Annotated in this window: 6 protein-coding genes; 1 reads left to right on the top strand and 5 read right to left on the bottom strand. The window is 70.3% G+C overall.

What is annotated here, in order from left to right:
• The 4 genes from sucD to DI005_RS30785 all read right to left on the bottom strand — a co-directional run.
• On the bottom strand, positions 1-860 hold an 860-nt coding region (gene sucD / locus DI005_RS30800), incomplete at its 3' end, for a succinate--CoA ligase subunit alpha (RefSeq protein ID WP_113642289.1).
• Between the two features lie 5 nt (positions 861-865).
• Positions 866-2,035, bottom strand: coding sequence for an ADP-forming succinate--CoA ligase subunit beta (gene sucC / locus DI005_RS30795; protein ID WP_113644488.1), 1,170 nt, complete (start codon positions 2,033-2,035; stop codon positions 866-868).
• A gap of 115 nt (positions 2,036-2,150) precedes the next feature.
• Positions 2,151-2,492, bottom strand: coding sequence for a cobalamin B12-binding domain-containing protein (locus tag DI005_RS30790; protein WP_112276993.1), 342 nt, complete (start codon positions 2,490-2,492; stop codon positions 2,151-2,153).
• The gene (locus DI005_RS30785) at positions 2,489-4,213 is read right to left on the bottom strand and encodes a hypothetical protein (protein ID WP_233520380.1); all 1,725 of its coding nucleotides are present in this window, start codon (positions 4,211-4,213) and stop codon (positions 2,489-2,491) included. Before DI005_RS30785 ends, DI005_RS30790 begins: the two co-directional genes overlap by 4 nt.
• A 489-nt stretch (positions 4,214-4,702) precedes the next feature.
• Here DI005_RS30785 and DI005_RS30780 point away from each other — a divergent pair, with 489 nt between their 5' ends.
• Complete coding sequence (locus DI005_RS30780) at positions 4,703-5,524, top strand: M23 family metallopeptidase (protein WP_113644486.1); 822 nt, start codon at positions 4,703-4,705, stop codon at positions 5,522-5,524.
• Positions 5,525-5,932: 408 nt separating this feature from the next.
• Here DI005_RS30780 and pcrA read toward each other — a convergent pair whose 3' ends face one another.
• The gene (gene pcrA / locus DI005_RS30770; protein WP_112276986.1) at positions 5,933-8,353 is read right to left on the bottom strand and encodes a DNA helicase PcrA; all 2,421 of its coding nucleotides are present in this window, start codon (positions 8,351-8,353) and stop codon (positions 5,933-5,935) included.
• Positions 8,354-8,451: the final 98 nt, after the last annotated feature.

Here is an 8,451-nt window from a genome sequence, read left to right as displayed (position 1 = left end):
AGCTCGGCGGTTTCGGTGGGGGTTTTGCCGACCTTGACGCCTGCGGCTTCGAGGGCTTCCTTTTTGGCTTGGGCGGTGCCGGAGGAGCCGGAGACGATGGCGCCGGCGTGGCCCATGGTTTTGCCTTCGGGGGCGGTGAAGCCGGCGACGTAGCCGACGACGGGTTTGGTGACGTTGGCCTTGATGTAGTCGGCGGCGCGTTCTTCGGCGTCCCCGCCGATTTCGCCGATCATCACGATGACCTTGGTGTCGGGGTCGGCCTCGAACGCCGCGAGGGCGTCGATGTGGGTGGTGCCGATGACCGGGTCCCCGCCGATGCCGACCGCGGTGGTGAAGCCGATGTCGCGCAGCTCGTACATCATCTGGTAGGTCAGCGTCCCGGACTTGGACACCAGGCCGATGTGGCCGGGGCCGGTGATGTTGGCCGGGATGATGCCCGCGTTCGACTTGCCCGGGGAGATCACACCGGGGCAGTTCGGGCCGATGATCCTGGTTTTGTTTCCCTTGGCGACGGCGTGGGCCCAGAAGTAGGCCGAGTCGTGCACGGGGATGCCTTCGGTGATGACCACGGCCAGGCCGATCTCGGCGTCGATGGCCTCGATGACGGCGTCTTTGGCGAACTTGGGGGGCACGAAGATCACCGAGGTGTCGGCGCCGGTGGCCTTCATGGCCTCCTCGACGGTGCCGTAGACGGTGAGGTCCGTGCCGCCGATGGTGACGGTCTGGCCGGCCTTGCGGGCGTTGACCCCGCCGACGATGGTGGAGCCGGCGGCCAGCATCTTGGTGGCGTGCTTGGTGCCTTCCGAGCCGGTGAGGCCCTGCACGATGATCTTGGAGTTCTCGTTGAGGAAAATGGCCATGGGGATCAGGCTCCTGCCGCGGCGAGCTGGGCGGCCTTGTCGGCCGCGTTGTCCATGGTGTCCACCTGCGTGACCAGCGGGTGGTTGGCCTCGTCGAGGATCCGGCGGCCTTCCTCGACGTTGTTGCCGTCCAGGCGCACCACCAGCGGCTTGGTGGCCTCGTCCCCGAGGATCTTGAGGGCTTCCACGATGCCGGTGGCCACCGCGTCGCAGGCGGTGATCCCGCCGAACACGTTCACGAACACGCTCTTGACCGCGGGGTCGCCGAGGATGACGTCCAGCCCGGCGGCCATCACCTCCGCCGAGGCGCCGCCCCCGATGTCGAGGAAGTTCGCGGGCTTGACCCCGCCATGCCGCTGCCCGGCGTAGGCGACCACGTCCAGGGTGGACATGACCAGGCCCGCGCCGTTGCCGATGATGCCGACCTCACCGTCGAGCTTGACGTAGTTGAGGTCCTTGGCCTTGGCCTTGGCCTCCAGCGGGTCCTCGGCCTGCTTGTCCACCAGCTGCTCGTGCTCGGGGTGGCGGAACGTGGCGTTGCCGTCCAGGGTGACCTTGCCGTCCAGGGCGACGATCTTGTCCTGCGGGTCCCGCACCAGCGGGTTGACCTCGACCAGCGTGGCGTCCTCGGCCACGAAGGTCTCCCACAGCTTCACCACCACCTCGGCGGCCCGCTCCCGGATCTCCACCGGGAAATTGCCCTGGGTGAGGATCTCGAGCGCGGTGGCCTTGTCCACCCCGGCGATCGGATCCACCGCCACCTTCGCCAACGCCTCCGGGCGCTCGACCGCCAGCTGCTCGATCTCCACGCCACCCTCGGCCGAGGCCATGGCCAAAAACGTGCGGTTCGCCCGGTCCAGCAGGAACGAGAAGTAATACTCCTGCGCGATGTCCGACGCCTCGGTCACCAGCACGCGACGCGTGACATGACCCTTGATGTCCAACCCGAGGATCGCCTCGGCCTTCTCCCGCGCCTCGGCCGGATCCTTGGCCAGCTTCACACCACCGGCCTTACCCCGGCCACCGGTCTTCACCTGCGCCTTGACCACAACCTGCCCACCGATCTCCTCGGCGGCGGCCCGCGCTTCTTCCGGATTACTCGCCACAGCGCCGGGCAACACCGGCACACCATGGGCGGCGAAGAGGTCCTTCGCCTGGTACTCGTAGAGGTCCACTCTTTCAGTCTCCTGACGACACACGCCACTGTGGTTTTTACAAACCGTGCTGCCGGACGCAGACGACCCTATCGACCCGGCCGCGCGCAAAGGCCGCCGCACCTGGTGAACTCGGTCACCGAAGGGCCTCTGAGCTGGGGTCTGTGGCGCACGTCGCGTTCTCCTCCACCCATCGGGTGACATCTGTATCGGTTGCGAAGGCGACCACGCGGAGCTCGGGCAGCGCCGCCGCCAGGCCGTCGGCCAGTTCCTGGTCGGCGGCTGACCCGGCGGAGACCGCGAGGACGTCCGGATCCTCCTGTTCCGCCGTGGCCACGATCTCCTCCCGGGTGCGGAGTACCCCGGCGTGCACGACCTCAGCGCCCTCGTCGCGCAGGGCGCGGGCGAGCGGCACGGCGGTTGAGCACGCCGAGCCCGCCTCGACCAGCACGATCCGCGTCACCCTCCGCCCGGTCATGCGGCTTCGCGCTGGCCTCCGGCCACCGCGATGCCGGCGGCGGTGATCAACGCCACGACGCCGGCGAGCGCCAGCCAGACGCCGATGCCCGCGGTCGCGCCCTCGATGTCGCCGCTGCTGAGCGGCAGTGTGGCCGCGTGCAGCCCGAGCAGGCAGGCCGCTCCGCCGAGCAGTGCCACGGCCGGAGCGGGACGGCTGCGCGGAGCGAGAACGATGGCCCCGAGCACGGTCAACGTCGCGGCGAGCAGCCCCCAGGACGGTGTGCCGAAGGCCGACCACAGCCCGGCCGCCCTGTAGTCCGGCGCCACGATCACGGGCGTGCCGAACGCGGCGACGGCGAGCACGCCCGCGGCCGCCAGGGGGGTGAGCATGTTGACCCCCGCCAGTGCGGTCTCGCCGCCCTCGCTGCCGAAGCCCTCGTCGTCCTCGCGATCGACGATCCCCGCGACCACGGAACAACACGCGGTGACCACCGCCGCGACCATGGCCAGCCACGTCCACAGCACCCCGGGACCGGTCTCGAGCGTCCCGGCGACCCCGGTGGCCGTGATCGCCGTGTCGAGCACCGCGGTGCCGGCGAGCAGCACACCCGCCCAGGCCACGGACAGCGCGGGCCGCAGCAGACGAGCCATCCCGGGAACGAACATCGCCAGCCCGAGCACACCGACCAGCAGCCCGGCGACCAGCAGCACCCAGCGAGCGGGGCTTTCCGGCGCGGGAAGCGCACCGCTCGCGGTGAGCTGCGCGGTGGTGGCTCCGAGCGCGGCCGCGACGGCCGTGACCACGGCGAGCACGCCGGTCGCCGCGAGCAGCCTGCTGCGCCCCGGCACGCTCGCCTCGCCCGCCTCGTCCGGTTCCGGGCCCGTGTCGGGTCCCTCGCCCGGTCGCGTGCCCGCGACAGCGAACAAGCCGGCCGCACCGGCGAGCGCGACGATCGGGCCCGCGCCGAGGCTGGCCGCGTCGACAGCGACCCCGGCCAGGAGGTTCGGCACCGCGAGCGCGACCACGCCGATGCCCAGCCCGAGCAGACCGCCCCTCGCGAAACCGCCGTTGCCCGACGTCACGGCGAGTGCCGCGAACAGCGGCAGGGCGCAGGCGATCAAGAGGCAGCCGGTGAGCGCGACCGCGGGCCCTTCGAACGCGTTGCGCGCGAGGAGGTAGACGTCGGTGGAGCCGAACGGCGCCATCAGCAACCCGATCGCGGCCACCACAGCGGCCACGACCACGACCAGCAGCCAGCGCTGCCGCCAGCCCGCCGTCTCGTCGGCGCCGTCCGGCTCCGCGGCCCGGGCTGCCCGGAAGGCGAGCAGTCCCGCCACAGCCATGGCGACGTGCCCGGCGAGCAGCAGCCAGAGGCCGGTCGCGGCCGTATGCAGCAGCAGGTCCTTCGCCAGGTACAGCTCGGGCCGGACCGCGACGGATGCATCGACCAGGAACTGCAGGTCCAAGACCGCACGCCCCGGTGCCAGCGCGGCCACGGCCACGAGCACACCGGCCGCGACAGCCGGCCTGCCCCGCGCCGCGAAGACGCCGGCCACGGCGACGGGCAGCAACGCCAGGACGATCAGCAGGGGAGCGCTGGCGAATCCTGGCTCCGCCCCGTCGACGACGGGCACCACCGCGCCAGCGGCCAGGAACACCGCCGCCAGTCCGGCCGCGCCGAGCGCGACCAGCAATACGGCCGGACGTCGTTCTGTGTCGATGAGAACTCGCGAACTCAACGGCCGGTACCCAGTAGCGCGGGACGTGGATGGCCGTGACTGGTCATCAACTCACCTCGGGTTCGTAACGACGTGCACCCGACCGGCAGGGGTCGGTGGGTCGGTCCGTGCCGACGCTAGCAATGGCCGGCCCGGCGGAAATAACTTGACTCCGTTCCCCAGAAGCACGTCGTTTAGTCCCACGGTTGCGCAACTGTAACGCAAGTCACACCAAATGGAGCAACCCCCTTTCTACCTTGTGTCATTCCGGTGCGCGCACCCCGAGAACGCTGACTCGATCGGCCCACGCGGGCCCCGGATCTTGCTCGGAGCCGTGCCCCTTCGTTACTGTCCCGCAGTCCCCATTACGGTCAGGTCACGAATGGACATGGTGGGCAGGCCTCCCCCCGAGGCAGGCACGCCATCGAGCGGTTACCCCCGAAGCCGCTCACCGGGATCCCCCGCCCGGCGTCTGACGATCTGACTCCCCGAGTAACGGAAGGCCCTGTCTTGGCTCGACACCGCTCCCCCGGCGGCCAAGCTCCTTCCCCGGCACTCGAAGACGCACTGGACGGTGCTGTCGTTCGTGTCCGGGGTTCACATAGGCTCCCCGCGCCCTCCTCGGCCCTGCGTGGCCGCGTAGTGGTCGCGGCTGTCGCCGCCGGCGCGTTCGCCGCCGCCGCGGCTGGACAGACTCTGCAAGCCGCCACCGACTCCACTGACACGAAGACCGACGTGACGCCCCTGGCGAACGCCCGCGACGCGAGCGCCTCGTTCGGAATGGGCGGCAACGCACCGACCGGCGCCCCCGAGCTGCTTCAGGTGACCCGCTCGACCGACGCGTCCGCAGAGGTCCAGCGCCTCACCGAGAGCGCCGAGGTGACCAACGCCCGGCTCGCCGCCGAGGCCGAGGCCGCCCGCAGGGCCGCCGAGGAGGCCGCCCGCCCCAAGACCGTTCTGCCCGCCGAGGGCACGTTCACCTCGGGCTTCGGCGCCAGGTGGGGCACGACTCACTACGGCATCGACATCGCGAACAGCATCGGCACGCCGATCGTCTCCGCTGCGGACGGCACCGTGATCGAGGCCGGCTCGGCCAGCGGCTTCGGCCTGTGGGTCCGGGTCCAGATGGACGACGGCACGGTGCACGTCTACGGCCACGTCAACGACTACTACGTCAGCGTGGGCCAGCGGGTGAAGGCCGGCGAGCAGATCGCCGAGATGGGCAACCGCGGCCAGTCGACCGGCCCGCACCTGCACTTCGAGGTCTGGACCCCCGACGGCCAGAAGGTCGACCCCCGCGAGTGGCTCGCCGAGCGCGGCGTCGCGGTCTGAGTCGGCCTCAGCCCCGCCTCGACGGCTGATCCTCCGGTAACCGCCGCAGGAAGTACCCCACGGCGACCTGCCACACAGTGCACATGCGCTGTGCGTGCGGCCGTCCGCAAACCCGGCATCCCCCGCGCTCCGTGCGCCCGTGCAGACGCAACAGGAGCCGCCAGGCGGCGACGAGCCTGCCGACATCCGATGCCAGCGGCCCTCCCTCCGCCAGCGCGCGAGCGGCCAGCTCGTCGAGAGAGCGGACCACGCCTTCGCCAATCGCCTGAAACCAGCGCTCCACACCGGTGACCCCCAGTTCCGGAGTCGCACAGACGACCCCGTCGTTCGAACTTGTGTTCGAAGAGAAGGTTAGCGCGGGGGTGCGACAGTTTCGGGGCCGCCGAAGCGGCTCACCCGAAAGAAGTACTAGAGCTTCACCATCGGCACACTGCCGATGAGCATCAGCCGCACCTTGCCCGACGCACCGAAGTCGATGGTCGCCGTGGCGCGCGGACCGGCGCCGTCGGTGGAGACCACCGTGCCGAGGCCGTACTTGTCGTGGCTGACCCGGTCGCCAACGTCGAGCTTCAGCGCGACCGTGTCCTTCCAGCCGTCCTTCCAGCCCTTGAACGACGTGGTCCGCATGCCACGGGCCGCGACCCCGGCCTGGGCGGAGTCGTCCCCGAAGCCCGCCCTGCGGCCCCAGGTCGTCGCCGCACGCGGCGAACCACCACCCGCACCGGCTCCGTTGGACGGCGCGAGCCGCCGCCAGTCCACGAGCTCGGCCGGGATCTCGTCGAGGAACCGCGAACCGGGGTTGGCCATCGGCTGACCCCACGCCGAACGGACGAGCGCGCGCGAGACATACAACCGCTTCCGCGCCCGCGTGATGGCCACGTAGGCCAGCCGCCGCTCCTCCGCCAGCTCCGCGGGCTCTCCGAGCGCCCGCATGTGCGGGAAGATCCCGTCCTCCCAACCGGTGCAGAACACGACGGGGTACTCGAGGCCCTTCGCGGTGTGCACGGTCATCAGCGTGACCACGCCGGAGTCCTCCTCGCCGCCCTCGCCGTCCGGCGACGGGATCGAGTCGGCGTCGGCCACCAGTGACACGCGCTCGAGGAAAGCCGGCAGCGAGCCGGGCTCGGGCACGCCCGCGGTGTCGTCTACCTCCTGCTCGGCCTCGGTCTGCTCCTCGAGCACCGTGTCCGCGAACTCCGTGAACTCCCGCGCGACGGTGACGAGCTCGTCGAGGTTCTCCAGCCGCGAGGCGTCCTGCGGGTCGTCGGACTCCTCCAGCTCGGTGCGGTAACCGGTGCGTTCCAGCACCGCCTCCAGCACGTCGGCGACCTCGGTGCCGGAGTCGACCAGCTCGTGCAGGCCGTCCATCAGCTCGACGAACCCAGCGATGCAGCGCTGCGAGCGGGGGTTCAGCAGCGGCACGTTGCCCGCGACGGCCTCCCGCAGCGCCGCGGCGAACGACATGCGCTCCCGCTCGGCGTGTGTGGCCACCACGGCTTCCGCGCGGTCTCCGATGCCCCGCTTCGGCACGTTGAGGATGCGCCGAAGGCTCACCGTGTCCTCGGGATTGGCCAGCACCCGCAGGTAGGCAAGCGCGTCGCGCACCTCGCGGCGCTCGTAGAACCGCACGCCGCCGACCACGCGGTACGGCAGGCCGAGGCGGATGAAGATCTCCTCGAACACGCGCGACTGGTTGTTGGTGCGATAGAAGACGGCGACGTCGGAATACTTCGCCTCGCCGCCGTCGGCCAGCGTGTCGATCTCCCCCGCCACGAACGCGGCCTCGTCGTGCTCGTTGTCGGCGACGTAGCCGACGATCTTCTCGCCGTCCCCTGACGACGTCCACAGCCGCTTGTCGCGCCGGTTCGGGTTGCGCGCGATGACCGCGTTGGCAGCGGAAAGGATCGTCTGCGTCGACCGGTAGTTCTGCTCCAGCAGGATCGTCCGCGCGTTCGGGAAGTCGCGCTCGAACTCCTCGATGTTGCGGATCGTCGCGCCGCGGAACGCGTAGATCGACTGGTCGGCGTCACCGACCACGCACAACTCGGACGGCTCGACGCCCGACTCGGTCGGCTTCGTGCCCACGAGCTCGCGCACCAGCGTGTACTGGGCGTGGTTGGTGTCCTGGTACTCGTCGACGAGCACGTGGCGGAACCGGCGGCGGTAGTGCTCCACCACGTCGGGGAACGCCTGGAACAGCTCGACCGTGCGCATGATGAGGTCGTCGAAGTCCATGGCGTTGGCCTGCGTGAGCCTGCGCTGGTACTCGCCGTAGACCTCCGCGGCCCTGCGCTCGAAGTCGTTGGCCGCCTTCGAGGCCGCCGTCTCCGCGTCGAGCAGCTCGTTCTTCAGGTTCGAGATGTGCGCGGCCAGTGTGCGCGCCGGGTAACGCTTCGGATCGAGGTCGAGATCACGGGCCACCAGTGTGATCAGGCGCCTGCTGTCGTCGGCGTCGTAGATGGAGAAGTTGGACGACATCTCCAGCGTCTTGGCCTCGCGGCGCAGCAGCCGCACACACATCGAGTGGAACGTCGACACCCACATCGCGTTGGCCCTGCGCCCCACCAGCTCGCCGACGCGCTCGCGCATCTCGGCGGCGGCCTTGTTGGTGAAGGTGATCGCCATGATCTGCCCCGGATGCACGTCGCGTGCCGCGAGCAGGTAGGCGATGCGCCTTGTCAGCACCCGCGTCTTGCCCGAACCCGCTCCGGCGACCACCAGCAGCGGCGGGCCGCTGTGCTCCACGGCGGCGCGCTGGGCCGGGTTCAGGTCGTCGAGCAGATCCGCGTACTTGCCCGGTTCCGAGGGGAGATCGAAGAGGGTGCTCATTGTGATTCAACGCTACCTGGGACCCCTGACGAAGTAGCCATGTGCCATACTCTCCGCGTGCAGCGCTACGCGGTTCGATTTTTCTACGGGACCCGGAC

Source organism: Prauserella sp. PE36 (assembly GCF_003311655.1).
In the GTDB taxonomy this organism is placed as follows: Bacteria; Actinomycetota; Actinomycetes; order Mycobacteriales; family Pseudonocardiaceae; genus Prauserella_A; species Prauserella_A endophytica.
The sequence above is the reverse complement of the archived record's forward strand: the minus strand, read 5'-3'. Positions and strand labels throughout refer to the sequence as shown.